At 53.2% G+C, this 25667-nt stretch carries 23 protein-coding genes, 1 tRNA gene and 2 rRNA genes; 5 read left to right on the top strand and 21 right to left on the bottom strand.

Annotation, left to right across the window (positions count from 1 at the left end; genetic code table 11):
- Positions 1-127: 127 nt before the first annotated feature.
- The 4 genes from AEAE_RS01150 to AEAE_RS01135 form a co-directional block, all read right to left on the bottom strand.
- A complete protein-coding gene (locus tag AEAE_RS01150) occupies positions 128-430 on the bottom strand; it encodes a hypothetical protein (protein ID WP_094689351.1) in 303 nt (100 codons plus the stop codon).
- 387 nt (positions 431-817) lie between these two features.
- Complete coding sequence (locus AEAE_RS01145; RefSeq protein ID WP_094689350.1) at positions 818-1333, bottom strand: low molecular weight protein-tyrosine-phosphatase; 516 nt, start codon at positions 1331-1333, stop codon at positions 818-820.
- A gap of 43 nt (positions 1334-1376) precedes the next feature.
- On the bottom strand, positions 1377-2105 hold the full coding sequence (locus AEAE_RS01140) for a dihydrofolate reductase (protein WP_094689349.1): 729 nt from the start codon (positions 2103-2105) through the stop codon (positions 1377-1379).
- Between the two features lie 147 nt (positions 2106-2252).
- A complete protein-coding gene (locus tag AEAE_RS01135) occupies positions 2253-3125 on the bottom strand; it encodes a thymidylate synthase (protein WP_094689348.1) in 873 nt (290 codons plus the stop codon).
- A gap of 149 nt (positions 3126-3274) precedes the next feature.
- On the opposite strand from AEAE_RS01135, the gene AEAE_RS01130 reads away from it, so the two are divergent.
- Entirely contained in the window at positions 3275-3688 is a 414-nt protein-coding gene (locus AEAE_RS01130; protein ID WP_094689347.1) for an OsmC family protein, read from the top strand.
- A 71-nt stretch (positions 3689-3759) separates the two neighbouring features.
- Here AEAE_RS01130 and AEAE_RS01125 read toward each other — a convergent pair whose 3' ends face one another.
- The 7 genes from AEAE_RS01125 to AEAE_RS01100 form a co-directional block, all read right to left on the bottom strand.
- Positions 3760-4086, bottom strand: coding sequence for a hypothetical protein (locus tag AEAE_RS01125; protein WP_094689346.1), 327 nt, complete (start codon positions 4084-4086; stop codon positions 3760-3762).
- Between the two features lie 2 nt (positions 4087-4088).
- Entirely contained in the window at positions 4089-4616 is a 528-nt protein-coding gene (locus AEAE_RS01120; RefSeq protein ID WP_094689345.1) for a hypothetical protein, read from the bottom strand.
- 1 nt (position 4617) lies between these two features.
- Complete coding sequence (locus tag AEAE_RS01115) at positions 4618-5364, bottom strand: DUF4417 domain-containing protein (protein ID WP_158520459.1); 747 nt, start codon at positions 5362-5364, stop codon at positions 4618-4620.
- Positions 5365-5613: 249 nt separating this feature from the next.
- Positions 5614-5904 carry an ImmA/IrrE family metallo-endopeptidase gene (locus tag AEAE_RS07045; protein WP_420835604.1) on the bottom strand — a complete coding sequence of 97 codons (291 nt, stop codon included), beginning with the start codon at positions 5902-5904 and terminating at the stop codon, positions 5614-5616.
- Positions 5905-6081: 177 nt separating this feature from the next.
- Positions 6082-6429: a helix-turn-helix domain-containing protein gene (locus AEAE_RS01110; RefSeq protein WP_158520458.1), complete on the bottom strand. Its 348-nt coding sequence runs from the start codon at positions 6427-6429 to the stop codon at positions 6082-6084.
- Between the two features lie 169 nt (positions 6430-6598).
- The gene (locus AEAE_RS01105; RefSeq protein WP_094689342.1) at positions 6599-7732 is read right to left on the bottom strand and encodes a universal stress protein; all 1134 of its coding nucleotides are present in this window, start codon (positions 7730-7732) and stop codon (positions 6599-6601) included.
- Between the two features lie 254 nt (positions 7733-7986).
- The gene (locus tag AEAE_RS01100) at positions 7987-8748 is read right to left on the bottom strand and encodes a CHAP domain-containing protein (protein ID WP_094689341.1); all 762 of its coding nucleotides are present in this window, start codon (positions 8746-8748) and stop codon (positions 7987-7989) included.
- Between the two features lie 467 nt (positions 8749-9215).
- On the opposite strand from AEAE_RS01100, the gene AEAE_RS06885 reads away from it, so the two are divergent.
- Positions 9216-9644: a hypothetical protein gene (locus AEAE_RS06885; protein ID WP_244569575.1), complete on the top strand. Its 429-nt coding sequence runs from the start codon at positions 9216-9218 to the stop codon at positions 9642-9644.
- A gap of 181 nt (positions 9645-9825) precedes the next feature.
- On the opposite strand, the gene AEAE_RS01090 is transcribed toward AEAE_RS06885, so the two are convergent.
- Positions 9826-10563: a phosphoglyceromutase gene (locus tag AEAE_RS01090; protein ID WP_094689340.1), complete on the bottom strand. Its 738-nt coding sequence runs from the start codon at positions 10561-10563 to the stop codon at positions 9826-9828.
- Positions 10564-10646: 83 nt separating this feature from the next.
- Entirely contained in the window at positions 10647-11750 is a 1104-nt protein-coding gene (locus AEAE_RS01085; RefSeq protein ID WP_094689339.1) for a prenyltransferase, read from the bottom strand.
- Positions 11751-11902: 152 nt separating this feature from the next.
- On the opposite strand from AEAE_RS01085, the gene AEAE_RS01080 reads away from it, so the two are divergent.
- Positions 11903-13225: a TRM11 family methyltransferase gene (locus AEAE_RS01080; RefSeq protein ID WP_094689338.1), complete on the top strand. Its 1323-nt coding sequence runs from the start codon at positions 11903-11905 to the stop codon at positions 13223-13225.
- 212 nt (positions 13226-13437) lie between these two features.
- On the opposite strand, the gene lysS is transcribed toward AEAE_RS01080, so the two are convergent.
- On the bottom strand, positions 13438-15201 hold the full coding sequence (gene lysS / locus AEAE_RS01075; RefSeq protein ID WP_094689337.1) for a lysine--tRNA ligase: 1764 nt from the start codon (positions 15199-15201) through the stop codon (positions 13438-13440).
- A 181-nt stretch (positions 15202-15382) separates the two neighbouring features.
- Between lysS and AEAE_RS01070 the strand changes: the two genes are divergently transcribed.
- Positions 15383-15456 (top strand) — tRNA-Pro (locus tag AEAE_RS01070).
- A 181-nt stretch (positions 15457-15637) separates the two neighbouring features.
- Here AEAE_RS01070 and AEAE_RS01065 read toward each other — a convergent pair.
- Complete coding sequence (locus AEAE_RS01065; RefSeq protein WP_094689336.1) at positions 15638-17239, bottom strand: MFS transporter; 1602 nt, start codon at positions 17237-17239, stop codon at positions 15638-15640.
- 282 nt (positions 17240-17521) lie between these two features.
- Here AEAE_RS01065 and AEAE_RS01060 point away from each other — a divergent pair, with 282 nt between their 5' ends.
- On the top strand, positions 17522-19963 hold the full coding sequence (locus AEAE_RS01060) for a DUF6020 family protein (RefSeq protein ID WP_094689335.1): 2442 nt from the start codon (positions 17522-17524) through the stop codon (positions 19961-19963).
- Positions 19964-20013: 50 nt separating this feature from the next.
- On the opposite strand, the gene AEAE_RS01055 is transcribed toward AEAE_RS01060, so the two are convergent.
- The 6 genes from AEAE_RS01055 to AEAE_RS01030 all read right to left on the bottom strand — a co-directional run.
- Complete coding sequence (locus tag AEAE_RS01055) at positions 20014-20640, bottom strand: YesL family protein (RefSeq protein ID WP_094689334.1); 627 nt, start codon at positions 20638-20640, stop codon at positions 20014-20016.
- 301 nt (positions 20641-20941) lie between these two features.
- Complete coding sequence (locus tag AEAE_RS01050; RefSeq protein WP_094689333.1) at positions 20942-21799, bottom strand: carbohydrate ABC transporter permease; 858 nt, start codon at positions 21797-21799, stop codon at positions 20942-20944.
- Positions 21796-22650, bottom strand: coding sequence for a carbohydrate ABC transporter permease (locus AEAE_RS01045; protein ID WP_094689332.1), 855 nt, complete (start codon positions 22648-22650; stop codon positions 21796-21798). Before AEAE_RS01045 ends, AEAE_RS01050 begins: the two co-directional genes overlap by 4 nt.
- A 446-nt stretch (positions 22651-23096) precedes the next feature.
- A complete protein-coding gene (locus tag AEAE_RS01040) occupies positions 23097-24416 on the bottom strand; it encodes an ABC transporter substrate-binding protein (protein ID WP_094689331.1) in 1320 nt (439 codons plus the stop codon).
- A 458-nt stretch (positions 24417-24874) separates the two neighbouring features.
- Positions 24875-24992 (bottom strand): 5S ribosomal RNA (rrf, locus tag AEAE_RS01035).
- A gap of 156 nt (positions 24993-25148) precedes the next feature.
- A 23S ribosomal RNA gene (locus AEAE_RS01030) occupies positions 25149-25667 on the bottom strand; the annotation flags it as partial.

Here is a 25667-nt window from a genome sequence, read left to right as displayed (position 1 = left end):
CCTCACAACACAGTGTCAAAAAACGCTATGCCAAACGAAACAATGCCAAACAGCACTAGTCAAACAAGGCCCCGCCAAGGTGCTTCACACCGAGTAACTCACGCCACAGAGCGCAAGCCGTGAGCAATCAGAAGGCGACGACAAAGCGATAGTCTCGTCCTTCGTGAACTGCTTGAGCGTAACGGTTCATATCATCTTCTTGCACGCTGACTCCCAGATGTTGGAAGGCAGAACGAACCAGATTGACAATCTGGGCAAAATGCTTACCTGCTGCAAGCCTGCGAACATATTCATCTTGACCAGCAATGTCGCGAGCAAGCGAGAAAACGCGATCGCGCGGAACGACGATTCGAGTGCCTCCGCTCAAGCGAGCATCCTTACCCGACTGGGTGAGTTGAGAGTACATATTCTTCTCAATAGTGTTCTTCATTTTTTCCTACTTTCCTTCTGCTCGAACCTTTCGAGCTCCCGGACCTTCCGGGTTCTTTCCTCTTGGCGCGCTCTGACACCGCACGCCTCATTCGTGCCTTACGCGGGCTGGCTTGTATTCTCTTCATTCGTACTGGCTCATCTAGCCACATATTCCACTGACAAGCCCGCGGGCAAGTGAGCGCTCGAGTAGCGCTCCTGTTTTTCACTGTAGTCTTCTTGTACTGCAGTGACTATGAGATTAACAAAAAAGCGGGGAAAATATTCCCCGCTCATCAAATGTAATAGGCAGTCGCCGTCGCACTAGCCACGCCGGTCAGCGTCAAACCACGGCCACCCGCCACTCAGCGCGCCAAACCACGGCCACTCAGCGTCAAACTACGAACATTCAGCGCTGGTTGAGCTGGCCTTTCACCCACTCGACGATGTACGGCGCCACATGTTCGATCTGATCCATCGTGCGAATGAAATCACGCGGAGTTCCATACCACGGGTCGATCAGATCAAGAGACGTATCATACGCATTCTTCTGAGCTGGCAGTGCAGGGTCGAAACTGCGGTAGAGGCGCACATGATCCTTACGATCATCAGGAACCACCCACAACAGTTCGCGCTTATGGTCAGCTGTCATTGGCAACAAAAGGTCAACTGTCGCAGCCTCTCCTGGGCTGATTTGTCGTGCACGATGGTCAGGAATCTCATAGCCGCGCTCTCGCAAAACCTTCTTGGCGCGAGGGTCGATGGGATGGCTCCACTCTTCGTCGCTCACTCCGGTGGAGTCGACAAAAACCTCATCGTCAAGGCCGGCATCGTGGAATTGCTTTCTCAGCACGATCTCTGCCATAGGTGAACGGCAGATATTTCCAGTGCACACAGTCATGATGGTGTATGGCAGTGATGTCATCTTTTTCCTCTCTCAAGATTATCAGTACTGATAATCTTAGGCCTTACTCGTGAGCCTCCCGACGCTCATAGCGCAAGTAACGGTAGCGAGTCACAGGCTTTCCAGCAGCGCGCTCTTCTTGCGTCATTGCTGCAGCTTGCCACATGCCGTCCTCAGCAAGCTTCCACTGGCCTTCCGATACCTCAGCATCCATATCAGGAGCGAAAGTATCGGCGGGAACGTGAAGGTCAATCTGCGTCACATAAGCGCTATCGGCCAGATGCAGGCACTGGCGGAAAATGGAGGCGCCACCGATAATCCAAATTTCGGAGCGGTCCATGCCATCGTCAGGAATTGCCGGGGTGCTGGCGAGCTTGAGCGCTTCATCCAAGGAGTCGGCAACGGTAGCGCCAGGAGCACGGAATTCGTCATCATAGGAAACCACAATGTTATCGCGGTTTTTCAGAGGCTTTTTCGGCAGAGAATCCCAGGTTTTCCTCCCCATAATGACGGGGTGGGAAACGGTGAGAGCCATGAAACGGCGGAGATCTTCCGCAACATGCCACGGAATGGTTCCATTGTTGCCCATAGCTCCTGGAACACCTTCTGAAGAGAAGGCTTCTGCCCAGATCAAATTGATGCGTGCGGGAGTGCTGGGCAGAGCTGGTGAAGAATCTTCTTCATCCCATGCATCTTGCCAAGGATCATTCTCTGGCGCATCTTCATTGTGCCCGCTCAGCGCGGGCTTAGGTTCGTGATAAGGACGGGTACTACTACTTCCCTCGGCATCCATAATGACACGGCTCCTTTGCTAAAACTCAGAAGAACATCGTAGCGAGAAAGCACGACGAACACAAACCGCTGCTCGCACTTCTACCCTTTACTCTGTGAGATGCGCGCCTGAAACGCACATCCCTTCTATCCAGGCTCCACTGCTGCCTTACACAGCGATGGGAGCCTTAATGGTTGCTCCATGCTGGTAGTTGAGCACGTGGAAATCTTCATAGTTGTACCGGTCGATGCCAGAAGCCTTGGTAATCTCCAGCGTTGGGTAAGGGTACGGCGTGCGCGAGATTTGCTCGATGACTTGCTCAACATGATTGTCATAAATATGGCAGTCGCCGCCAGTCCACACAAACTCCCCTGGCTTCAAACCAGTTTGCTGTGCCACCATGCAAGTGAGCAAGGCGTAAGAAGCGATGTTAAAAGGAACACCCAGGAACATGTCGCAGGAGCGCTGGTAGAGCTGGCAGGAAAGCTTGCCATCCACCACGTAGAACTGGAAGAGCGCGTGGCAGGGAGGCAGAGCCATATCGTCGACTTCTGCCGGGTTCCAGGCCGAAACGATCAGACGGCGCGAGTCAGGGTTGACCTTGATCTGCTCGATGACTTTGGCAATCTGGTCGATTGTGCGGTGAGGGTCATCAGAGGTCGGTGCTGGCCAGCTTCTCCATTGCACACCGTAGACCGGGCCCAAGTTTCCTTCGCTATCGGCCCATTCATCCCAAATGTGTACGTCGTGGGCTTGCAACCATTTCACGTTTGACGAGCCTTTGAGGAACCAGAGCAGCTCGTATGCTACGCCTTTGAACCACACGCGCTTGGTGGTGATAAGGGGGAAGCTTTCGCTCAAGTCAAAGCGCATCTGCTGGCCAAACAGGGAAATTGTTCCTGTTCCTGTGCGGTCATTCTTGAGGTTTCCCTCGAGCAAGATCTTACGGCACAGGTCCTCATAAGGGGTAGGAATGCTCGTCTGAGGGCGGTGAGGGACGCGCGCGCGAATGTCGTCGAGCTGTTCTTGTGTTAAAGCCATGCCTTCAGACTATCGCAGTGCTTGGGCTTTCGCCCCTCAGCGTGCAGGTGCGTGCGATCTCCTACCTTTCACTGTGAGCGAGACTTTGAGTTTTGCGCTGCTCGCGCTCATAATAGAGGTGGATCACATTGTTGAGTTCAAGGAGCATTATGGCAAAGCAGCTGTGGGTTGAGCGTCGTGAGGACGGTAACTGGGAAGGTCACTCTTCTGAGGGCGCTTCTATCGTCATTGGTCATGAAGAGGGAATGTTTAACCCTGGCGATCTGATGAAGATCGCTCTGGCAGCGTGCGGTTCTATGAGCTCTCGCATGCCTGTTGAACGAGTGCTGGGCGAGAATAAGGGCGCTCGTATCGAAGTTTCTGGCGATTATGATGATGATAATGATCGCTATAACAGCTTCAGCGAAAAAGTGATCGTGGATGCTAGTGATAAGGGCTTGAGTGACGAGGATGTTCGTAAACTCCAAAAGCGCATTCGAGCCCATATTGAGAAGGATTGCACTGTGGTGCACACATATATTCAGCGCACTCCTGTTGACATTGAAATTGAAATCAAGCGCTGAGCACACATGAGATTGTCAGTGCAATAAACATATCTGTGGCCTCCGAGAGTTATTCCCGGAGGCCACAATCATTACAGGTTACTGATTCTCTCTGTTTCCCTATCATCGACGACGAAAGTTCCGTCGTTAATTTCTGCAAGCCGTGCATTCAACCGAGCAAACAGATCCAACATCTTGCTCTTATCCCTCTTCTCCTTCTCCTCGTTAAACCACACCGCCTGACCATGACTATCAAACTCGTAGTAAGAATCATAGAGATCTTGAATCTCATAGTTGAGTTTTCTCACCTGTTCATCGGTATCAATCACAGAAATTCCAGTTTGTGGAGTACCTGTGCTGAAATCACTGATCCACAATGGTCCTTGCCTAAAATCCAGCTGGAGCACGACCGTTTGCATTGTCATACCTTTCTCGAAATTGGGTACATTGATACGATGAAGCCGTTGGAACCAATTCCTGCTAATACTAAGTCTTTTCCTTGAAAGCGATATATCTTTTCCAAAGATTCTCTGCCATGCCGAATCTCGACACGCTCAGAGATGAGAGAACCTCGGCTTATTACATCTCTGAGCAGGCCAGGGACTTCTTGCTCACTTACATGAAACCGTCTCATAAACTGTTCGATGTGAGACGTGCCTCCCTCATGCTTGGACATATGTTTCAAGCCCGCGGTATCATTTCCTCTTTCTAACCAAATAATTTGTCCTGACTTGTCGCGAGTGATAAAGACCATATCTTCTCGTGAGAATTTCACCTTGTTCTTTTGCAATTCAACGACAAGAGACTCATCAATCCATGCATCTTGCGAATCAGTAAACCGAACCCCAAGCTTCGACTCAGCGCCGACAGCGGAAGCCGCCTGCGCCAGTGTCAACTGAGGGTTTCTCTTAGTTCCATGAAGGAACACCTTCCGCTTGACTCGACCCATATCAGCCCCGCTCCTTCATATGAAGCTCTCTATAGGAATTTAGCGGAACATCAATGTTGATATTATGTTCGAGAGCATACTCAAAAATGTCATAAACCTCATCCTCAGAAGAACAAGTATCATAAACAACAATAGAATCAAGTTGTTTGTGATCAACAACATATCGAACCATCTCTCTCAAATAACCTTTTTCAGTTGAGTTTCTGAGATAGCCTTTAGTACTGATAGCAATGACGTTGCAATTGTCTAGACCCAATAATGCGACAGACAATCTCTCAATAGTAGATGCTGAAACTGTAGGGATCACGGTAGTTCCAACTTCAGTCATCAGCCACAGGGCAACGATACGTGAAAAATAGACATAAGAATATTCAAGACAAGCTGGCATATCTTCGACAACTGAATAGTCAGGTGTAAAAATATACTTCACACCAGAAAAACGTTGTTTGTACCTTTCCAGCTGCTTCTTATCATCCCAATATAGTGCTGCAGTCAAACCCTGTGGGTTGTTGAATCTTCGGTCATATTCCCAGAAGCCTACTGCTGTCCGTGAAGTATTGTGAAACAAGTGCGGTTGTGAAGACATTGCAATATAGTCGGGTAACATGTGGATATCACATGAAAGCTCTGGGAATTGATATTCATCATCGGTCGTTAAAGAACGATCGACAAGGTTCAGAAACGAAAGATTTCTTTTTCGTAACTCAGGTATGCCATCTTTGTATAAAAAGCTATTTTGTTGAGTCAAGAGAAACACCATCCTTTTGACAGTTTTACAAAATGGGGATCGCATGACACAATTAGCTTTGTCGTATCGTATGTAATCATGCGATCTTGTGCTTGCTAGAATTGCAGTTCTAGCAAGCACGTTTTTATTTTAAGGGTTCACACTCTTCTCAAGACGGTTGCCTCTCTCATCAGCTCTATCTCACAATCAAGCAGAGGCTTTCCCGCATGTTGTTGTGCTCTGTGAAGACTATGTGCTGCACAAGATCGACTAACATGAAATGCTTCCATTACTTACTTCTGAATATCCCTCCCTGAGAATTAGACAAGTTGGAGCTAAAAAATTTGCTGCAAAGAACTCGCACGCCCGTTCATCCATAGGGTGATTTTGATACTCTGGCAAAACAAGGTGTGCTAATTCATGAGCTAGACTAAAACGTATTCTCGATCCAGGGATCCATGAATAGTCTTTAACAAAGATGGCAAATCCTTCAGCGGATGTTTTATCTGGGAGAGGGATTGTCAAAGCATCTGAATTATCAACTTTTCGCCGTAAGTCCATAGGAAGTTGTTGATACCTAACTGTGCGCATATGAAGAGTCTTCAGTACCCTCTCCATTGAGACTGGATACTGAATAAAATTAAAGTCTAGAGAAGTCTCGATAGCTGCACGCATAATCGAGCTATAGTCACTGGACGTGAGTGCAAGTCCAGTCCTAGATGCTTCCTGGATATTCAATTAATCTCCTTCAGTATTATCTAGATACTTCACCAATTCACTAATTAGCTGTTTCTTCTCATTCAAAGGAATCTGCTTCGCACTGCGCTGAACAAGGTCAATAGCATCATTCAAAGTGTTCCGCTCCTGTGATGACATACCAATTAATTCGTCTGAAGTAACATTCAGCGCATTAGCAATAATCCCAATGGTCAGAGCTCTTGGAGTTCTTTTCCCTGATATATACCTACTAATAGCGGCTTCAGTCAGTCCAGTTACCTCAGAAAGTTGACGCTGAGTCATACCACGAGCTTTCATTAATGACATCAGTCGATTACCAAATTCAATCGCGTTTATACCTTCATTCATCGCCCTTACCTCGATACGGTCGGTAATTATTTTTCTTAAGTTTATCATAACGGAAAGATTGAGATTATTCAATGGGCGAAAGAAAAACTTCCGCCCTTGATAACAACAAAATCAGCTCAACGTTAGAGCGCTAGCTCAGCATTGGCGCTGATAATCTTGAGAAACTGAGTTACTCGTCAGCGCTTAAACGCTCCTCTGGGTCCAAGTGAGGCAACTGTGGCGTTACATCCGACTTGTCGTGCTCACGCGGGCTCTCCTTCAACGGGTCGATGATAGCTTCGATACGCTCAGCATCGGCCTTACCAGAAGAAGCGACTTCAACAGTCTGAACGCCTTCGATGTTCTCCACCGGAACGACCTTCTCCAGCTTGCTCATCTCAGCTTCCTCAGCCTCCACGTACTTGCGCGGAACCACATAGACTGGGCACACCGAGTGCTGAACCAAGCCTTGAGATGTCGAGCCGAGAATCAGACCAGTAAAGCCACCGCGACCACGAGAGCCGACAACGACAACGTCATTACGCCCGGAAGCCTTCGCCAAAGCGTCCACAGCGGAACCAGGAATCACCTTCAAGTTGATTGACAGGTCAGGGTAACGATGACGAATTGGCGTGACGCGAGCGCGAAGATCATCGAGGTAGGAATCCACCACACGGCGCATATCCTCCTGAGTAGGAGCAACAGAGAAAACGCCGCCCAACGTGCCATAGATTGGTACTGCGGAAAGAACGTTGAGCTCAGCACCCCACGAGTTGGCAAACTCGGCAGCAATGTCGAGAGCCTTCATGCCCCACCGCGATTCATCTGAACCGACAGCAACCTTCTTGATCTCATTGTTCAAATGCAAGAGGTGATCTTCATCATCAGTGAAAGGAACAACGACAATCGGGCAGTAAGCGTAAGCAGGCAAGCTCGAGCTAGGAGTGCCTAAAAGCCTTTCTGCCAAACCACCCTTACCACGGTTGCCGATAACGATGAGCTTGTAGTTGCGAGAAAGCTCAACGAAAACCGAGCTCGGGTCGCCAGTGACAATCAGGGTTCGAGCATCAACTCCCTGTTCAGAAGCGATAGCCTTTGCACGGGCCAAAATTTCTTGAGCATCAGTATGAGCTACAGCATCGTCACCCAATGCTGTATACGTTGCATCGAAGGAGACAGCAGCATAACTAGGCAAAGAATATGCGCAGACAATCTGCAGTTCCAAACCAGCATGTTTCGTGTAATTTGCAGCCCACCACACAGCCTTATAGCTCGCATCGGTTCCATCAACGCCGACAAGCACAGCCTTCTTCTCGGTGCTCATTGCGTCCTCCTTCCTTCAGCAATAGCAGCATCGCCATTGCACGAGCAGTTACTTTAAGGATATCGCACTGAGCAAGAAATGCGGAAATCATTGTGATAACGCTTGCTTGACGGATGGAAGAAACCCGCTGGCGAGCAACAAAAATGCCTCGCCGAAGCGAGGCATAAGCACAGTGAAAATCTTAAGAACTCGAGAGTAAGCGAGCTCACAAGGAGCTACAAACCGTTACTCGGGGAGTTCAGAACTCAACGAATTCAGTGGACGTACTCGAAAACGCTGGCGTTGTAGATGTGGCGAGAGAAGCCAACGCCACCGCGACCACCAGAGGTTTCGGAGGTGATAATCGAGCCGTCGTCGAGAACCTGCTCAACGAATGCGACGTGGCCGTAGACTGGATCGGCGTAGAGCTGACCAGGCTGGAAGACGAGCACGGCACCCACTTCAGGAGTGTGATCAACCTTCATACCATGTGCGCGGCCGGAATTTGCCCAATCCTTGCCGTTGCCCATGTTACCGGGGACTGGACGGCCAATTTGAGCGCGGCGAATAGCAACCCACCATGTGCACTGGCCGAAGGGGTAAGTGCCAGCCCAAGCAGGGTCATACGTGCCCAAGTTGACGTTGGAGCTGGTCTTCAAAACCATGACGCCAACGGTGGAGCGCTGCTCGGAGCGGGATACTTCAGCCTGCTTCTGAGCCTGAGCGCGCTGGGAAGCTGCAGCCTCTTCAGCGGCCTTGCGGGCTGCTTCCTTGGCAGAAACCTCGGCTGGGGAATCCGTCTTCTCAATGGTCAGGGATTCGATGCCGCCCCAGTTGGCCTTGGAATCGGAAGAAATTGAAGTAGCTTCAGCAAGGATGTTCTTGCGGTCAGCGCCACCCTGTGCTGGGAAGGAACGCTCGGAACCGGCTACGGTAGAGATTTGAGCGGTTGCCAGAGCTGGAATAGCGAGGGACACTGCCATAGTTGCAGTTGCCAATAAAGCAGCAGTTTTGCGCAGTTGTCGTGACTTTCTCATCTTGTTCCTTCACTGTGAGAGCTTTGGGGATGGGTAACACCCTTACGGACTTCCAAGCTTTATAGTAGCCCTTGAGCAGGATTACATAAGAGCAATTTTAGTGTGGTGCCCACTTTTGCGATATTTCGTTATCAGATTTTCAGTACGGTGGATTCTGTGGACATTTTTCTTCAACTTGTAACAGTTGGAATAACAGGCTTTCTACTGGGGCCGATTTGAGACGCAGCTCATTTGTGAAGAAACCTCAAAATATCCTGAAAATTTGTCTGTCGCCGTGTCGCTTTGCCCAGAGCAAAGCCCACTCTCGATGACAAGCGGGCTGAGAAAGTCAGGCCGCGCACTCAGCATGCCGACAGCTCATCACACAGCGCGTTTAAGCCAACAAACGTTGCACTTCCCCGTCACGGTTCCTAGCCGCTGCGATACCGTTAGTCAACCAGTTGTCGCACTGCTATAGGATGGAGACTATGAAACTTGCACCTATCCTTGACCCAGCCGCTCGCCGCCCGAGCCCCAAGCCTGCGCGCGTTGACTTGCGCAAAATTTTCCTCGCTGGTGAAGCGATATGGTTTGTCATGCTCATTTTGGCGTTAGTATTACGCCTCTCCTCCCAGACCCGCTTGAATACGCTCACCCTGTTTACCTGCGCTTTTGGTTTGGTGTTGGGCCCCTTCATGCTGCTATGGGAGAAGCGCACTCGTTCGCACTACATGAAGCTTGCTGAAGATGACGTCATCGTTGAAGAAGACGCTGAGGGAAGCTCTGAAGACGACGGTCGCAAAGATAGCAGCGAAGAAGAATCAGGGCGTACTTCTGAGGAACACGCTGAGATTACCACTGCTGAAAAGAGCACTGACGAAAAGAACTCAGTCGAGGCCGAGAGCGCTCGCGCATAACAGCGCAGAGTGCAAGCGAGCCACAATGGCATCGCTTCGCAGCGCGTGGCCGAATAGCTCACTGAGACGACAAAGGCTGGCATACATCGTAGTATGCCAGCCTTCATTTTCTGCGGTTGTTAACAAGCCATGCATGGCTTCAACCGTGGTGACAATCTTAAGCTATACCAGCTCAAGCAGGTCACTTACCCTGGTTTGCCACGGCAGCAGCACCGGCTGCAGCAGCCTCAGGGTCGAGGTACTCACCGCGAGGAACGATCGGCTTGAAGTTCTCATCCAGCTTGTACACCAATGGCATAGCAGTTGGAATGTTCACCTTAGCGATCTCTTCGTCAGAGAGGCCATCGAGCATCTTGACGATAGCGCGCAGAGAGTTGCCGTGAGCTGCGATGAGGACAGTCTTGCCAGCCTTGAGCTCTGGCTTGATCTCGTTCTCGAAGTAAGGCTCAACGCGAGTCACCACGTTTGCCAGGGCCTCAGTGCGGGGAACTGGCTCGCCAGCGTAGCGAGGATCGTTGGACTGAGAAAACTCGTCGTCCACTGCGATCTCTGGCGGTGGGGTTGCGTAGGAGCGACGCCAGATCATGAACTGCTTATCGCCGTACTCCTGGCGGATCTCGCTCTTGTTCTTGCCCTGCAGAGCACCGTAGTGACGCTCGTTCAAGCGCCAGCTGCGCTTCACAGGAATCCACAGGCGGTCCGCATGATCAAGTGCGTAGAAAGCGGTACTGATGGAACGACGCAGAAGAGAAGTGAAAACAACGTCTGGCAGGACGTTCTTTTCCTTCATCAGGTCGCCGCCATGCTTAGCTTCCTCGATGCCCTGCTCGGTGAGCGGGACGTCGACCCAGCCCGTGAACTGATTGGACTTATTCCATGCGCTCTGGCCGTGCCGGAGCAGAATCAGTGTGTAGGTCATGCTTTAAGCATATCGGGTTTATTCGACCAGCGCGGCCGGTGGCTAGCGCAGTGCAACTGAGGGGCGAAAAACTAAAGAGTTACTCAGTACACGATTGGCGTGACGGCGACGGCCATCAAGATGAAGTCGAGGGCGAGAGCCAAATCGAGAATGCAGGTGAGGGTGAAAGAGCGCTGATAATCTGAAAGTGCCCTTTCGAAACTCACCGGGTTGAGCAAGGCCAAGAAGAACGGGCACACCGCCAGCACGAGCGCCACAATATTGACGACAAATGCAGGCGAGCCGGAATTGAGCATCAAATTAATATTGACAAACAGGCTCGAGCCGCGCGTCCACACGGCCGGGACTAAGGTTGCGATGCCAGCCAAAATGAGGGCGAAACGCATGATTGCCACGGAGCCGATATGGCCGGTGAGCACGGAAAGCGTCACCTTGCCGTGAGCCTTGTCAACGCGCAAATCTCGCGTGTTGTTGACAAGGAGAACTGTAACGGCGGTGAAGCCCATGCTGGCCGCAGCGAACCAGCCAATTGCCGAAGCGAAACCGACCAGCGCGTATTGCGTGCCGCAGACTGCTGCGATGCCAAACACGGCGAAAACCAGCACCTCACCTGATGCGTGCGAGCCTAAGCGCAATGGTTTGCACACGTAACTCCAGGCGGCGAACAGGCAGGCTGCACCTATGAGCAACAGCTTCCAGCGGCCGGTGAGAACGGTTGCCGCAATCCCGGTGGCGCAGGCTAAAGCGAAGCACACCAAGGCGGCCGCGAGCACTGAGCGAGGGTTCACACCACTGGCCACCAAGCGAGCCGGGCCGAGAGCACGCTCATGCGGTTCAAAGACTTGTGCCAGCTCTTGTGAGGCGACTGGCTCAGCAGAGGCGGCTGGCTCAGAAGATCTAGTCACTTCGTGCGAAGAAGCAGACTCTGGCGCGAAGCTCCTACCCAAATCGAGGCCGCGCACACCATCGGCGTAATCATCGATGTAGTTTGCACCAATCTGGAGCAGAAGCGTCGTGAGAATGCACAGCAGTGCAACTGTGTACCAGTTACCTGAGTGGTCTGTCGTTGCCATCCATGCCACGGCAACACCTGTCACCGAGCTGGAAAGGCCAAGAAGAAGGGTGAGCGGGCGGCCAGCCTGCACCCATTGCGAAAAGCTAGCAGAAGTATATTCAGTCGAGCTCATTCCTTCTTCTTTCTGTCGAGTCTGAGGAACATTCTAGCTGGAAGTGCTCACCAGGCCGAAGCCGTACTGTTAGCAGAACTGTCAGCGGAACTGTCAGCTCCCCCATCACCTCGCCACTGCCATTCATCATCGCTGCTCGATAAGCTGGGAAGGTGTTACCTGACAGATCTCAAACTCAGCAGCGCGCAGACCTCACTTTCCGCGGCAACGTGCACTCCGGCCGCCACGGCTGGCTGCGCCTGACTACCGCATACTCTCTGACGTTGGCGCGCGAGCGCATGGCTCATTTGGCTCCTGGCTCGTCCGTTCTCGAACCTTTCGCCGGTTCTGGCACGACGCCTTTGGTCGCTGAGGAGATGGGCTTGCACTGCCAGGCGCGTGAAATCAACCCTTTCCTCGTGTGGTTTACCAATGCGAAGCTCGATTATTATTCTCCGCAAACTCGCAGTGAGGCTCAGCAGGCGGCCTCTCAGGTTTTGAGCCAGGCTTCAGCGTGCGAGAAAGCAGATATCCCGTTTTGGACTCCCCCGATCCACCATATTGAGCGCTGGTGGGACCCGGTGACGCTGAAGGCTCTGGCCGCGCTGAAAAGTTTCATCAATATTCACTCGGGCCAGGTGCGCAACCTGTTGGATGTTGCTTTTTGCCGTGTGATGATGGGCACGTCGAATGTAGTGTTTAACCATCAGTCGATGAGTCTGAAAAAGCTCGAGGCAGACACGGATCAGCCTGCTTTCGAGCTTCCTGCGAACACGTACCAGGATGTTCTCACTCGTTTCCAGCTGGAGTTTGGCGAGGTGGTGACGACACTTGCCGAACCGTTGCGCCTGACTGCTTCGGTGCATCAGGGCGATTCGAAAACTCCTTTTGACGCTTTTGAGCCGGCCGATATGGTGCTCACGTCCCCGCCGTATTGCAACCGCATGTCTTACATTCGCGAGCTGCGCCCTTATATGTATTGGTTGGGTTTCCTCACTTCTGGCGAGCAGGCGAGCGACCTGGATTGGAAGTCGACGGGTGGCACGTGGGGCAAGGCTTCTACTCGCCTTCGTGGCTGGTCACCCAGTATTTCTCCAGATTATCAGTCCGACGATTCTCAGGACGGCACTCCTGTGCCCACCCCTGCTGAACTCGAAGCGAGTCTGCCGATCGCTTCTGAGTTGGCTGCTGCGTTGGAGAATATTGAGAAGGGTAAGTCGGGTGATATTCTCGCCCCTTATGTTCACAAGTATTTCTTGGATATGTGGCAGCATTTCCTCATGATCGACCCGGTGCTCAAAGCGGGTGGTGACATGTGCTATGTGATTGGGAATTCTACCTTCTCTGGCACTGAGGTTCCGACTCACCGCTGGTATGCGCAGATGATGGAAGCTCTGGGTTATACGAATATTCATATTGATACGCTGCGCAAGCGCAACTCAAATAAAGCCTTGTATGAGTTTGCTGTGTGCGCACACAAGCCGAGCGCAGCGTAAGCAACAACCACGCAAACCGCGCGCAGTACTCGCGTATCACGCGAGCGACAGCCGCGACATCCGCTCAAGGCACACAAAAGGGGGCTGGAGTCCTATCACTCCAGCCCCCTTCGCATATGCTCTGCTGTCAGCGGCAAGTCAGCGCACTGATAATCTCAGCGCATTCAGCAGTTTGGCGCGTTCAGCACCGTCAGCCGCCAGAAGCCTCAGCTTCAGGCCTGAGCCTCACCGTCGTCAGAACTCTCATCAGAGGAACCCTCCTCATCAGCAGGGCGAGCGCCAGCAGCCAGTGGCTTGACCAACGGGAAGGTGATCGTATCGCGAATGGTTGCACCAGTCAGAGCAATCAACAGACGGTCGATACCCATACCCATGCCACCAGCAGGAGGCATGCCCACGCTCAGAGCGTTCAAGAAGTCCTCATCGATGGCCATCGCTTCAACATCGCCAGCCAAAGCCTGCTTGGCCTGCTCAACGAAACGCTTACGCTCAGCAACAGGGTCGTTCAACTCGGAATCAGCAGTTGCCAGCTCGAAGCCGCGAACATAGAGATCCCACTTCTCCACAGCGCCCTTGGTGTAACGGCTCATCTTGGTCAGCGGGGTGGTCTCCACTGGGAAGTCACGCACGAAGGTTGGCTGCCACAGCATGTGGGGGTCCTCAGCGTAGAAGTGCTCCCACATGTGTTCCACGTACTTACCGCGGTTCTCCACCACTTCCTCTTCAAGGCCCAAGGATGCAGCGAGCTGCTTGAGCTTCTCGATTGGAGTGTCAGCATTCACCTCTTCGCCGAGCTTCTCGGAGAGAGACTCATACATGGAAATGGACTTCCAGCCCTCACCAATGTCGTAAACAGTGCCGTCGAGCAAAGTCACCTTGGTGGTACCGAAAACATCCTTGGCGGCGGTGATGACGAGGTCCTTGGTCAGCTCGGTCATCTCGTCGTAGGTGCCGTAAGCCTGGTAGGCCTCGAGCATGGTGAACTCCGGAGCGTGAGTGCCGTCAGCACCCTCGTTGCGGAAGTTCCTGTTAATCTCAAACACCTTGTCAACGCCACCGACGAGCATGCGCTTCAAGAAGAGCTCTGGAGCGATGCGCAGGTAGAGGTCGAGGTTGAAAGCGTTCATATGAGTGATGAACGGGCGAGCGTTAGCGCCACCGCGAATGGTCTGCAGCATCGGGGTTTCCGCCTCGAGGTAGCCGCGGCGGGCGAAGTTGTTACGCAGCGAGTTCACCACAGCCGCACGCTGACGCAGCATATCGCGAGTGCTTTGGTTGACGACCATGCTCAGGTATGGCTCGCGGGTGCGTGCCTCATCACTCAGGGTCGAATGCTTGGCTGGCAGTGGCTTCAAAGCCTTGGTGGCGATAGCCCAGGAGCTCGCGAACACGGAGAGCTCGCCCGTCTTGGAGCTGATCACGCGGCCCTTGAGGAAGAGGTGGTCGCCCAGGTCGACGAGCTTCTTGAAGTCGTCGAGGCTTTCCTTGCCCACTTCGCGCTTGGAGATCATACCCTGCAAGGTCACGCCGGAGCCTGCCTGCAGCTGCACGAAGCACAGGCCGCCGGAGTTGCGCAGGAACATCACACGGCCAGCAACACCCACTTCATCCTGGGTTTCTTCGCCGGCTTCCAGCTTGCCGTCGTACTTGTCGCGAATTTCCTCAATGGTGGTGGTCACGTCAAGGTGAACTGGGTAAGGATCCATGCCCTGCTTCAGCATTTGAGCACGCTTAGCGGTACGCATGAGCACCTGTTCTGAGGCTGATTCGCGGCCGAACTTCGCCATCGACTCGCTGACAGCTTCAACCATATCCTGCCCATTGTTAATGCGCTCCTGGATGTCGTCATCCTGCTGGCTCATCAGCTCAGCATGGCGCACGGTCAGCAACTGCTGCTGGGCTTGCAGCTTTTCCGATTCAGCGACTTGTGCTGCTGTTTGCTCGGAAGACTTCAAAGAATTCTTAACGTCACTCATGGTTTCGACTTTACTTGAGCCTCGCTACAGGAACGACACGCAACAGGGGCAAAAGTCTTTGAGTTTTTGAGATTATCAGTATAAAATGTTGAGTTCGTACGGCGTAGTTTCTGCTGCAGGAAGATTACCAGCGCGCTTATTGCGGGCTGTGGTTTCTTGAAGGGGTTACTGGTGACGTATTCGGGTTGTAGCGCAGCTTGGTAGCGCGCCTCGTTCGGGTCGAGGAGGCCGCGGGTTCAAATCCCACCAACCCGACTTAATCCTGTGATTGGCTGCTTTTTCCTTTCTCTATGTAAGTGCTGGCCGGTTACAGGATTATTTTTTGCCTTGAACACTCTCAGGAGGCACCATGTTCTTTACACCGCTGTATCGTCATCATGGCAACAACCTCCAGCGCAAGGAGCGCACAGCGCGCATTCGCAATTCACACTCGCACTCACTTCGTCGCGCGAGAGCGTGCCGCACTGATAATCTGGGGCGCCGCTAGGGCCACGTACAACAAGGCTGCACCAACCATGCCGATATAGGCCATTTGTGCACCCCACATCGACGCCTGAGCCTGAGTCAAGCCGTGCGAATGCGTACCCAAATACTGGCCAATCGAGAAAGTAACGGCAAAAACAGTCGTACCCAAAGCGCAACCCACCTGCTGAAGCGTGTTAATCAAGGCGTTACCATCCGACGAGAGATTGACAGGCAGAGAACTCAAGCCCAAGGTCACCGAATTGGAGTAGACGAAAGCATAACCCACCTCATACAATGCGTAGAGCAAGCAGAGGAGCGTCGCATTCATATGCCATGCCAGAAGCGCCGAGATTACCAGTGCTGCTGTTGCCATGCTGATACCAGTAAACATCGGGATCTTCGGGCCAATGGCGTCGTAAACGCGGCCAGAAACGATGGTGAACAGTGATCCCAGCAAAGCTCCTGGCAAAACGACGAAACCGGCCATGCTCATGCTCACGCCCAAGCCAATCTGGCTGAAGTTCGGCACGATGAAGGACTGGCCAAGCTGGCACATCTGAATAAACAGGCAAGCCAGCGCGATGCGCGTGATCGTGCGGTGCTGGAAAAGATGCATATTGATCAGTGGCAATCTGGAGCGTAATGCTGTGAAACCAAACGCAACGAGCAAGCAGATACCCACCACCAGGCTGCCCACACCCAGAAGCGTGGTCATGAGCTCAAACTTGCCAGCGATCTGAGCTTCGAGCGCCAAACCGGACTGTTGCAAGCCGACCATAAAGAGCACCAAGCCTAGCGACACCATGGCAAACTGCAGTGCGGAGAAACGCTGCTGGGGGTTCACCTCATGCGACTGACGGATAGTGAACAGGCCGAGCACCAGCAGGGCAACAGTGAGCAGCAAGATGATGAGGAAGGTGTCACGCCACGGCATCACGCTTGCCATAACGCCACCAAAAACTGGGCCAGTAGCTGGTGCAAGGCTGACCACAAGGTTTCCAAAGCCAATGAAAAGCGCAATCTGAGAAGCAGGAGCTTGTTCCATCACCATGTTGAACATCACCGGCATGATGATTCCGGTAGCAGCACCTTGGATGACGCGAGCGACCAAGAGAGCCGCGAAACTGGGCGACCAGAAGGCGATGAGAGCGCCGATGATGAAGAGCGTGCCGGAAATGATAAAGATCTGCTTGAAGTGGAAGCGGCGGTTGAACCACACGGAGAGAGGCACGATTGCTGCCAGCGGAAGAAGGGCTGCAGTAGTCACCCATTGCACTGTTGCAGAGTCAATGTGAAATTCGCGCATAAGGTCGGGGAAGATCACGTTCATCATGGTCTCGGTGAAAATGCCGATAAAGGAGAAGCCGCCGACAGCGATGAGCGAGAGCACGAAGCGCATCAGGTGTTGCTCACCGTAGCGTCCAGGCTGGGCTGAGCGCTCGTGCATGGAGCTTTCTTTTCCTGCAGCTTCCTCCGCCAGAGAATTGCTCTGATGAGAATTACCCTGCTGCTCGAAATGTGTTGTGTTCTTCGGCATGGTTTCCGGCTCGGTTTCCCGCTCGGTTTCCAGCATGCTGTATACCTCTTCCTTACGCTGTGCGCGCCGTGCACTGCATCAGCGTCTCGTCCTGCGCATATGCGCCGTACCAGGCTTTCGCCACTCGCGCTTGAGCTTGCGCAGGTCTTCCGTTACCTTGCACAGCCTGAGCTGTAGGAGCTTTCGCCGCCTTGGTGAGTGTATCGCGACCTCTACAACCGCATTAACAACCGCGCCGACAACCGCATCGACAACCGCATTCGCATGAGTGGCTAATCGGGGCGCAACGCCATAAACTAGTAGCGTTGAGGAGGTTTCATGAAAGAGCAGATCACCCAGAATTCTCGCCGTGTGGCGAGCGTCATCACTGCTCACACGCGCACCTGGGTTACTTGGTTCCTGCGAATTCACCGTGACGAGTACCACGCGGCCCCCGTTTTCGCCCGCATACTCACCGTCGTTGTCGCGCTCTTTTTAGGCTTTTGCACCTCCGTCGGCCCGATTTACCGCGCGAACCTGTCGCTCTCGGTTTTCGGCTTCGGCAACGCTCTGACTTTCCTCATCGCAAGCCTTATTTATTGGTCGCTCATCATCGTCGCAACCGCTCTCATTCGTTACCGCACGCACTTGGCGATCACTGGCCAGCCCGATAGTTGGCTCGGCTTTTTCCCTCTCTCCAGCACTTCTTCTCCAGATTATCAGTCCGCTTCATCGCCTGCTTCCGCCCCTACCCCCTCTGCGCCAACCTCAGCTGCGGACGCTGCTGTAGAGGCCGGCGCGAAGATGGTTGCGGGCGCTGATATCGCCGCAACCACCGCGAGCGCAACCATCGCAGCGAGCAAAGCAACCACAGCGACCGCACCCGCTGACGCCCTCACACCTGACCAAGCGCTCGAGCTCATCGCCGCTCGCCACGCAGCCTTAAGCCGCGGTGACGATTTCGACGAAGACGCATATGTAAACAGCTTGCGCGAGCAGGACGAAGCCGCTGATGAGGAACTCGATTCCGCGTCTCAGCGCTTCTTGCGCAATCACCCGTCCTGGAAATCTTTTATCGACAAGTTGCAAGTAGCCGTCCACGCGCTACGCCACTTCTGGCGCCACCAGGTACGCCCGCGCCTTCACCGCGTGGCTCGCGCCTACCCGAGCTTTATTCTCAAACTGTCAAGCAAGCAGTCGACGCTGTTCTGGTTCTTCTTCATCGGCTGGGTGTGGGTGCCGCTCATCTTCGTCACAGCTTTTGGCTACGACATTCTCGCCCAATCCACCGAGATGCACAACTTCCTCAACAACTTGCAAGGAAAGCCGGCGCCGGTTTCGGGCTTCACCCAGTTCGACGTCTACCCGATCGCCCACTATCTGCTTCCTCGCAACCACACGGTTTTCCTGTCCAACCAGCACAATCTGCTGCTCACGCTTTTTTACGGCGGCATGTGGAATCTCTCCTACTCGCTGTTTAAAACCGTCGTGCCCGCAGTCGTCGTGTTGAGCGTTTTGCAGTACATTTTCGCCGCCTTCGTCTGCGCCTCGATTGTTGCGCGCTTGGTCAGGCTTCACCCGCTGCTCGGCTTCCGCGGCCGCAGCATCGCCATGGGAATTCTCTGGCTCTCCCCGATGGTGACGCTCTCCACCATTGAGCTCACGAAATCCCCGCTCTTTGGCTTTGCGTCCGCCTGGTGGTGCTCCATTTTGGTGGAAATCTCGCGTATTGGCCTGGCTGGCACGCGCAAGCATTCCGATTACAAGCTGTGGGTGGGCTTGTTTATCAGCACCCTGCTTTCGCTGATCTCGGTGAAGTACGCTCTGTATCTGATGGCGATTGAAGTGGTGGTCGTCCTCTTCTCGATGATGGCGTGGAAGCTCAAAATCAAAACCATTCTGTGCCTGGTCATTCCAGTGGTAATCTTTGAGGGTTTTTTGACCGGCATGTACCGCTCAGGCCTCGCCACTGACTCCGACCCTATTGAGGGTAAGGCTGTTCAGCTTCAACAGATTGCCAGGGTGTACCAGCGAAACCCGCGTGCGATACCGGCGCAAACCAAGCGTGAGCTCGCGGAGATTTTCGACCTCGACGCGATGAGCCACAACTATTTCCCCGACGACGCCGACTATGTGAAGTCGTCAGGAACGCATATCAACACGGGCTCCTATTGGTGGGATAACAGGAAGGACCAAACCTGGATTAGCATTTCGGAGCTTCTTCCAAAGCCGGAAACTTACCGGTGGCGTACGGTCAGCGCTGCCCAGATGAAGAATTTCAACAAGCTGTGGTGGCAGACCGTGAAGTCCAGCCCGCTGATTGCTATCGATGCGTTTATCGCCGAATTCTACGGCTATTTCGACATCACCGACGAGCCGTATGTGCCACTGATCTACTATGTGACGAACCGCTCTCTGTGTGAAGTGATGGGCCATGACGAGGAGTTTTGCAAGTCACCGGTGAGAACGGCGGTGGATAACGCGATTCAAGATTTCAGCGCAACCCCGGTGCTCGGCTGGCTGGCTCATGGCAACACGTGGGTGATTATCACGCTGCTCGCCTTCTGCGTGCAAATGCGGTTGAGAAGGAAGCTCTCGCTGATCTGGATGTTGCCTCTGTTGGCCCAGATGGGCGTGATGGTTTTGGCGCCGGCGAACAACTTTGACCGACACATGATTGGCATTGCGGTGATGGCCGCCTTCGTGCTGGTGGATTTGTTCGCTGTGCGCGTGCGCGAGAATTCGCAGGGCAAGCGCAAGGCCGTGACCACGGGAGTGTAGGTGCGCGCGGTGCAGGCGCGCGAGCTGAGGTTGCGCGCGGTACGGGCGCGCTACTGATCTTCTTCGCGCTTGTCGTGCGGCAAATACTGGCGCATCGCATACTCGAGCAAGGGCAGATGCGCGTGTAACAGCGAGCCGTAACCCAGCAGCAGAATCAGGAATTCGGATTGCGGCCAGTAGAACCATGCGGCAATAATGATCGCGAGAAATGCTGCGTCGAAAGCAACCAATAACAGCGTGACGCCAATGTGGGAAACGGCGAAAATCCAAGCGTTACGCAAGGTGAGAGCCGTCGGGTTGGCAAAGCGCGACTGCAGGTAGAACGCCCATTCAAAACCCACGACAAGAATGAGCGCGACAAAAATCTGGAGAACAAGCACAGCCAAGCTCGCTGGAGCGTACAGCCAGCTCGCTGCAAGCAAGCCACCAGCTACCAAAAACACGAGCCAAATTTGGCTCGCCTGAACAAAATTGCGACGGAAAGCGCGGAAATACGCGCGAGTGAGGTGCCCCTCTCCCCTCTGCTGACGACGCACAACATCATGCGCAGCAGTGAGCGATGCGCCGATCGTCATCACCGGAATACTCGTGAGCACGAGCAGGATATTCGTCCCCAGTGCGTCAATCACTTGGGAGAGAAGCTGCATGAACTTGTTGTTCGGGTTGAAAGGGTTCATAACTCTCCTTCAGACGAATACGGAGCGGCGCAGACCGTGCGAGCTGGCGCAGACCGTGCGAGCTGGCGCAGACCGTGCGAGCTGGCGCAGACCGTGCGAGCGCAAGCTAGCACAGCGAGCACAGGCGGGCGGCGCGCTCTTGCGGGCAGCGGGCGGGTGGAAGCCGGTTGCATGCGCAAGCATGCCCGGCTACATGCACAGGCTAGCATAACGCAAAAGGGCCGCAAACGCGGCCCTTGAGCTAGCACAATCAATGCGGATCAGACGCGATGAACGCGCGCTGATAATCTCGGGAAATTCGTCAGCCCTTCACGGCGCCGGCGAGAACACCCTTAACGATGTACTTCTGGCACACCACGTAGAATAAGACGATCGGGATGATGGCGAGCACCAAGCAGCCCATCATAGCGCCCATATCAATCGAGCCGTAACCGCCGCGCAAATACTGTACGGCGATCGGGATGGTCTTGTACTTGTTGAGGTCGAGGGTCAGGTACGGCAGCAGGTAGTCGTTCCAAATCCACATGGTCTCCAGAATGCCAACAGAAACAATCGATGGCTTCATAATAGGCACCACAATCTGGAAGAAGATTTGCGGAACATTAGCACCATCGATCATTGCCGACTCTTCCAGCGACTGAGGAATGCCCTTCACCGTACCAGTGAAAATGAAGACTGCAAGACCAGCGCCGAAGCCCAGGTAAATGATCCACAAGCCCCACGGAGTTGCCAAGCCCAACTGATCAGTGATATTCGACAAAGTGAACATCACCATCTGGAAAGGAACGATCATGTTGAACAAGAAGAGCGTGTACAGCAAACGTGCAGCCCAATTGTTCACGCGAACAATCCACCATGCACACATCGAGCAGCACAGCAAGATCAGAGCAACAGCACCCACAGTGATGACCAACGACCACAGGAAGGAGCTAAAGAAGTCTGTACGCTGAATACCGACCGTATAATTTTGCAGTCCTGCTGCCGTATCCTTCGGGTTCGACACCGAACCGCTTGGCAAAGAGAACGGATTAGCAGAAATAAAGATCTTCTTCTTAAAGGAGTTGATCAACACCAGGATCAGTGGGTACACCCACAAAAGCGAGAGAATAGAGAAGAAGACCGTCCAGAACTTCGGGTGACGAGTTTCATTCACGTTCATACTTCCACCTCCTTGCTCGTTGTCAGCTTATTCTGGATCAGCGCGACTGCTGCCACAATAAGGAAGAACACGACTGCCTTAGCCTGGCCAACACCTTCATAGCCAACGCGGCCGTAGAAGGTACGGAAGATGTTGAGTGCCACCAACTCGGACTTATTCGAAGGAGCACCGTTGGTCAAAGCCAAGTTCTGATCATAAAGCTTGAAGCCATTCGTGACGGTGAGGAAGGTGCACACAGTGATTGTTGGCATCATCATTGGCAAAATCACTTGGAACAGGCGCTGCGGGCCAGTTGCACCATCGACCTGAGCAGCCTCAATGATGTCGCTCGGAACAGCTTGGAGGCCAGCGATGTAGATGATCATCATATAGCCAATTTGCTGCCAGGACACCAAGATTACCAAGCCCCAGAAGCCATACTTTTCGGAGAAGGTGAGGGAAGCTCCCCACTTGGACAGCACACCGTTGAGCAGCAGCTGCCACACATAACCCAAAATAATGCCGCCGATGAGGTTTGGCATGAAGAACACAGAGCGGAACAGAGTTGAACCCTTAATTGCCTTCGTCAACATGTATGCAATGGCAAAACCAATGACATTGATGATGATCGTGGTGACAATAGTGAACAGCACTGTCGTGCCTAATGCTCGCCAGAACTCTGGGTCACTGAGGGCTTCCTTATAGTTAGCCAAGCCCACAGGAGTGGCATCGGTCACTGTAGTGAAGTCCATAAAACTCAGGTAAATGCCGAAAATGAACGGCACGATAAAGCCGATGCAGAAGGCTGCGAAGGTAGGAAGTGCGAATAGCCATCCCCATTTGCGAATTGCCTTGCCTACGGTATTCGTCATTTCGGCTCACTCCTTTCCGATTGCTGTGCCTTATGCAATTGTTCGTCGCGCCGGCAGCGGCGCTCGCTGACAATTGCTGTGCAATCTTCTTTGATTGCATGAGTGTTCTGAACGCTGAGCGTACGGAGCGTCAGTGCTCCTTCTCACAGGATAGCTTTTTCTCCGGTGTGACGTGAATATGCGTTGCGCGAAGAGCAGTTGTGAATGATCTCCTGTACAGGGCCGTTCAGAATAAGTTCTCTCAAGTGAAGAGTAAAGAGGGGCCGGATTTGGCCCGGCCCCTTTGGTGAACGACACTGCGGCAACCGGCCTTGCTTTACAGTTACCGCAGTGCTTTCGTAGAGCTCGCCGATGGCGAACTCACGCTGATAATCTCAAGTCCTGAGATCGAAGCCCTCGCATACCGAGAGCGCCACCCAGGCTCGAGCTTTACCTCAGCCCTAGCCTCAGCCCTTGTGAGCTGCGTCGTATTCAGTCTTCCAACCGTCAACGAATGCCTTCTCTACAGCATTCCACTTGCCGGTGCCCTGAGCGTACTCGAGCAGAGCGCTACCGAGGTCGTTCTTCCATTTCTCAGAAGGAATGACGGAGAAGTTCCACGACACAGCAGTACGACCAGACTTCTGATCGTCGATAGCAGCCTGAACCAATGGATTATCCGACTTGACGTCCTGAGTTGCCTTGAATGGAGTAACGAAGCCCATCTTCTGAGTCAGAGCTTCAACACCAGTCTTGGAGGTGACGACCCAGTTGAGGAACTTCAAGGTTGCCTTCTGGTCGGCCTCGGAAGCCTTAGCATTCACAGCCCAGTAGTTCTCAGATCCAGTGGCCAAGCCCTGCTTCTCTTCGCCCTTTGCACCAATGTAAATTGGCATCATGCCCACAGATTCTGGCTTCATACCAGCCTTCTGCAAGTCAGACCATGCCCAGGTACCGTTCTGATAGAACACAGCCTTGCCGGTGGCGAACTCAGAGGTGGCGTCCTCGCCGGTCTTGCCGGACAGCTGCTTTGGATCGGTGGTGGAATCCTTCAGGTACAGGTCGAAGATCTTCTTATACTCAGGAAGGAAGGTACCCTTCACGGTTGCTGGCTGGCCCTTGACGTTGTCCTGCTTGAACTCATAGTACAGTGGCAAGTTTGCCAGATGGGTCTTGAAGCGCCAGTCAGAAGAAGCGTCAAAGCCTGCGGAAGTGAAAGCGCCCTCAACGCCGAGGTCTGCCTTGTGTGCCTGAATGCCGTCGGCAACTTCCTTGAGCTTGTCGAAGCTGTTAATCTCTTCAACAGACTTCACCTTTGCATCAGGAAGAGCGAAGTACTTCTTGAGCAGATCCTTGTTATAGATCAGGCCGTAAGTTTCCATGACGTAAGGAATAGCAACAACCTTGCTGCCATCCTTCATTGCGACGTCCTTGTTGGCCAAGTCGTTGTAGACCTCAGACTTGGACAAGTCAGCCATGTACTTCTTCCATGTTGCATAACCAACTGGGCCGTTGACCTGGAACAGGGTTGGAGCGTTCTTCTTGGCCATTTCGCTCTTCAGCTGCTGCTCATAAGTGTTAGATGCAGCAGTTTGCACGGTAACCTTAACGCCAGTTTCCTTGGTGTAGTCAGCAGCGAGTTGCTTCCATTCATTTGCAGCTTCTGGCTTGAAGTTCAGGAAGTAAACCTCACCCTTAGAGTTGCTGGAACCGCAACCTGCCAGAGCGCCGAGCGCCATGCTGGAGACTGCAACAAGAGCGATTGCTGACTTAATACGAGCGTTCATTACGAACCCTACCTTTCCGATTGCCCCTCATTGGACAAGCCATTGTGAACCCTGACCCGCTTGTATTACCCAAAAGCCAAGCGCTCAATCAGGTTTCGCAGACTGTCTGCCTGCATTTCTCGGCGATGTTCGCCGTTCATACAGCTTCAGATGTAGTGTACGGTTTCTCATCGTCGAGAAGGGTGAGAGGCTTTCGTCATTGATGTTTCCTCTCGATAGCTATTGTGCCACGTTCAGCTCCATTTTGCAAACGGTTGCCGCACGTGTTCCTCTGGGCATTTCTTGAGATTATCAGCCTTCACGCTCTCGGCTGAAGCCTATTGCTGGGTACTGCTGACTACTCTGTGCAAACGTTCCCCGCTTGTTTTCTTTTTGTTAATGGTGTGGATATGAAAAAGAGGGGAGTGAGACAACCCTACCAACCCTGGCAGGCTCTCAACTCCCCTCAACAAAGTTTAATGCGGCAGCGTGCTACTCTCCCACACCCTCTCGAGTGCAGTACCATCGCCGTGCCCGGGCTTAGCTTCCAGGTTCGGAATGGAGGCTGGGCGTCTCCCCGGGGCTATGACCACCGCAAAATCATATTCAACTATCACAACATTTTCCTTATCTTACAGGTTGACTGTAAGAAAACCGGACAGTGGACACGACTACGCTACAGGTTCGATACATGGATACAGGTGAACGTTCATTCCCATGTCATCCCAACGTTTTGCAGACTGACAGAAAAGAGTTGTATTGCCCTTCAGCGGTTAGTACGGGTCAGCTCCACCCCTCACAGGGCTTCCACATCCCGCCTATCAAGCACATCATCTCTATGCCGCTTCCCGAACATTGAAGTTCACGGAACCCTCATCTTGGAGAACGCTTCCCGCTTAGATGCTTTCAGCGGTTATCGTATCCGGACTTAGCCAACCGGCAGCGCCCTTGGCAGGACGACCGGCACACCAGAGATCCGTCCACCCCGGTCCTCTCGTACTAGGGGCAGGCCTCCTCAAGGCTCCAACGCGCGCAGAGGATAGAGACCAAACTGTCTCACGACGTTCTAAACCCAGCTCGCGTGCCGCTTTAATCGGCGAACGGCCGAACCCTTGGGACCTGCTCCAGCCCCAGGATGCGACGAGCCGACATCGAGGTGCCAAACCATCCCGTCGATATGGACTCTTGGGGATGATCAGCCTGTTATCCCCGGGGTACCTTTTATCCGTTGAGCGATGCCGCGTCCGTACGCCGGCACCGGATCACTAGCTC

The sequence above is a fragment of the Aeriscardovia aeriphila genome (assembly GCF_002259595.1).
Lineage (GTDB): Bacteria > Actinomycetota > Actinomycetes > Actinomycetales > Bifidobacteriaceae > Aeriscardovia > Aeriscardovia aeriphila.
This window is presented reverse-complemented; position numbering and strand designations above follow the sequence as displayed.

Excerpts from the sequence above, each read along its gene's own strand:
- AEAE_RS01040 (WP_094689331.1), bottom strand. The coding sequence starts at position 24,416 with ATGAACGCTCGTATTAAGTCAGCAATCGCTCTTGTTGCAGTCTCCAGC.
- AEAE_RS01045 (WP_094689332.1), bottom strand. The coding sequence starts at position 22,650 with ATGACGAATACCGTAGGCAAGGCAATTCGCAAATGGGGATGGCTATTC.
- AEAE_RS01055 (WP_094689334.1), bottom strand. The coding sequence starts at position 20,640 with ATGAACCCTTTCAACCCGAACAACAAGTTCATGCAGCTTCTCTCCCAA.
- AEAE_RS01065 (WP_094689336.1), bottom strand. The coding sequence starts at position 17,239 with ATGCTGGAAACCGAGCGGGAAACCGAGCCGGAAACCATGCCGAAGAAC.
- AEAE_RS01110 (WP_158520458.1), bottom strand. The coding sequence starts at position 6,429 with ATGAATGAAGGTATAAACGCGATTGAATTTGGTAATCGACTGATGTCA.
- AEAE_RS01100 (WP_094689341.1), bottom strand. The coding sequence starts at position 8,748 with ATGAGAAAGTCACGACAACTGCGCAAAACTGCTGCTTTATTGGCAACT.
- AEAE_RS06885 (WP_244569575.1), top strand. The coding sequence starts at position 9,216 with ATGAAACTTGCACCTATCCTTGACCCAGCCGCTCGCCGCCCGAGCCCC.
- AEAE_RS01060 (WP_094689335.1), top strand. The coding sequence starts at position 17,522 with ATGAAAGAGCAGATCACCCAGAATTCTCGCCGTGTGGCGAGCGTCATC.
- lysS (WP_094689337.1), bottom strand. The coding sequence starts at position 15,201 with ATGAGTGACGTTAAGAATTCTTTGAAGTCTTCCGAGCAAACAGCAGCA.
- AEAE_RS01105 (WP_094689342.1), bottom strand. The coding sequence starts at position 7,732 with ATGAGCACCGAGAAGAAGGCTGTGCTTGTCGGCGTTGATGGAACCGAT.
- AEAE_RS01130 (WP_094689347.1), top strand. The coding sequence starts at position 3,275 with ATGGCAAAGCAGCTGTGGGTTGAGCGTCGTGAGGACGGTAACTGGGAA.
- AEAE_RS07045 (WP_420835604.1), bottom strand. The coding sequence starts at position 5,904 with ATGGACTTACGGCGAAAAGTTGATAATTCAGATGCTTTGACAATCCCT.
- AEAE_RS01050 (WP_094689333.1), bottom strand. The coding sequence starts at position 21,799 with ATGAACGTGAATGAAACTCGTCACCCGAAGTTCTGGACGGTCTTCTTC.
- AEAE_RS01125 (WP_094689346.1), bottom strand. The coding sequence starts at position 4,086 with ATGCAAACGGTCGTGCTCCAGCTGGATTTTAGGCAAGGACCATTGTGG.
- AEAE_RS01085 (WP_094689339.1), bottom strand. The coding sequence starts at position 11,750 with ATGAGCTCGACTGAATATACTTCTGCTAGCTTTTCGCAATGGGTGCAG.
- AEAE_RS01140 (WP_094689349.1), bottom strand. The coding sequence starts at position 2,105 with ATGGATGCCGAGGGAAGTAGTAGTACCCGTCCTTATCACGAACCTAAG.
- AEAE_RS01135 (WP_094689348.1), bottom strand. The coding sequence starts at position 3,125 with ATGGCTTTAACACAAGAACAGCTCGACGACATTCGCGCGCGCGTCCCT.
- AEAE_RS01120 (WP_094689345.1), bottom strand. The coding sequence starts at position 4,616 with ATGGGTCGAGTCAAGCGGAAGGTGTTCCTTCATGGAACTAAGAGAAAC.
- AEAE_RS01150 (WP_094689351.1), bottom strand. The coding sequence starts at position 430 with ATGAAGAACACTATTGAGAAGAATATGTACTCTCAACTCACCCAGTCG.
- AEAE_RS01145 (WP_094689350.1), bottom strand. The coding sequence starts at position 1,333 with ATGACATCACTGCCATACACCATCATGACTGTGTGCACTGGAAATATC.
- AEAE_RS01090 (WP_094689340.1), bottom strand. The coding sequence starts at position 10,563 with ATGACCTACACACTGATTCTGCTCCGGCACGGCCAGAGCGCATGGAAT.